General features: G+C 58.1%; 3 protein-coding genes. All 3 read right to left on the bottom strand.

Translation table 11 applies throughout. The features are described from left to right. Window positions 1-513, bottom strand: a 513-nt coding sequence (locus KGL31_14095) for a radical SAM protein (GenBank protein ID MDE2323010.1), incomplete at its 3' end; no start/stop codon positions are given. Further along, window positions 510-830: a hypothetical protein gene (locus tag KGL31_14090; GenBank protein MDE2323009.1), complete on the bottom strand. Its 321-nt coding sequence runs from the start codon at window positions 828-830 to the stop codon at window positions 510-512. The genes KGL31_14095 and KGL31_14090, both read right to left, overlap by 4 nt. Before the next feature lie 4 nt (window positions 831-834). Further along, on the bottom strand, window positions 835-1145 hold a 311-nt coding region (locus tag KGL31_14085), incomplete at its 5' end, for a cytochrome c-type biogenesis protein CcmH (protein ID MDE2323008.1).

The following is a 1145-nucleotide window of genomic DNA, read 5'->3' as shown; positions in this document are numbered from 1 at the left end:
GTCGGCCAGCACCTCCTCCAACGGCTTATCGGCTACCCGCTGGATCTGTGCCAGCTCGATCATGGTGAACGCCTTGACCTGGACGCCTGGTCTGGCATTCTTCACTGCCCTGACAAGGTCCAGATAGTACTCGTAAGGCAGCTTCGGATTGATTCCGGCGACAATGTGGATCTCACGGATGGGAACCTCGTCATGCTTGCGGACCCGATCCCGGATATCCTGGATGCTCAGCACATACCCTCGAGGGTCGCTGGGTGGGGCATAAAACGAGCAAAACTTGCAGCCCTTGTTGCAGATGTTCGTGTAGTTAATGTGCAGGTTGCGGACGAAATATGTCAGGTTTCCGCTCATGCGCTCCCGAACCAGGTTGGCAAGGAACGCTACCGAGGTCAGGTCGCGTGTCTGATAGAGTGCCAGTCCATCACAGAAGTCGAGGCGGGTGCCGTGCAGTATCTTCTGATACACCTTGTCCAAGTCCGAGGCTGCCAACCTGGACTCCATCAGGCGGCTCATCGGCTCGGTTTCTCTCTGGATCCTACGCCCCCGCTTGCCTGCTGCGCATCCAGGGCGTCGATCTGTTTGAGGATGGCAATGGCTCTCAGCTCATAACTATGGCGGGCTTGCTGATAATCGTCCAGGGCTAGATTGCCGGCCTGATGATCGAATTCGAGCTCTTTGATTGCGGCGTATACCATCTCTTTCTCGGCCAGGAGTTCCTGCAACTCGGTCTGTTCTGACCCCGATGGAGATCCCTCAGATGATCTGAAGAATGGAATGAGTACCGGCAAGAGGGCGAGAAACACAAGCAGGACGGCAATCAGTATTTCCACGTCGTCAGCGTTCCGATTCCTTGAGTTCCGCTTCGAGCCGACTGGCGTAGCGCGGATCAAGGGGGCGCGATGCCTCCGAGTTTGGCCCGTGACCCCTCTGAATCGCGCGACGGATCGTGAGCACGATGACCCCGAGTCCGCCCAGGATGGCGACGAATGGCAGCAGCCACGCCAGCCAGTTGAACCCCCGGCGCGTCGGCGCGAGCAGAATCCACTCGCCATAGCGGCTCACGAAGTAGTTTCGGATCTGCTCCGGGCTCTCGCCTTTCTGCAACTTCTCGAGGATCAGCTCGCGCATCTGGATAGCCATCTCCG

This window comes from Candidatus Methylomirabilota bacterium (genome assembly GCA_028870115.1).
Lineage (GTDB): Bacteria > Methylomirabilota > Methylomirabilia > Methylomirabilales > Methylomirabilaceae > Methylomirabilis.
The sequence above is the reverse complement of the archived record's forward strand: the minus strand, read 5'-3'. Positions and strand labels throughout refer to the sequence as shown.